At 53.7% G+C, this 365-nt stretch carries 1 protein-coding gene; it reads right to left on the reverse strand.

Annotated elements, in window-relative coordinates:
* A partial coding sequence (locus RVY79_RS18035; protein ID WP_317465895.1) for a hypothetical protein occupies positions 1-365 on the reverse strand: 365 nt, incomplete at both ends.

Raw genomic sequence — 365 nt, forward strand, 5'->3', positions numbered from 1 at the left:
CATTGCGCCTCCTCTTTTTCAAGCTGCGGGGTTTTAGGACGAAAATCCACGGTGACAGCCTCCCCCTCCCTGGCGAGTATTCGATTAGCCGCTGCGCCAAGCTTGAGAAAGATTGGCCGCTGGCACCGAGCCTTACAGACCGCCATACGCATAGACTTAAGTCTGTTGATTTCTTTAACACCCAACCGCTCGTAGCACTGAGGACACCCCACAACTGCAGGCAGCTCATCGGCAATGAGGACCGAGTAAAGTTTGTAATTGCCAGACGATTTTCGCAGCGCTTGAACCACATCCGCGATGTCATTCTGGTCATCAGGAACCGGCGGCTTGGAGTTATCCAACGCCAGTACCAGCACACTGTCGAT

Origin of the sequence: Chromohalobacter sp. HP20-39 (assembly GCF_033052815.1) — a bacterium.
Classification (GTDB): domain Bacteria; phylum Pseudomonadota; class Gammaproteobacteria; order Pseudomonadales; family Halomonadaceae; genus Chromohalobacter.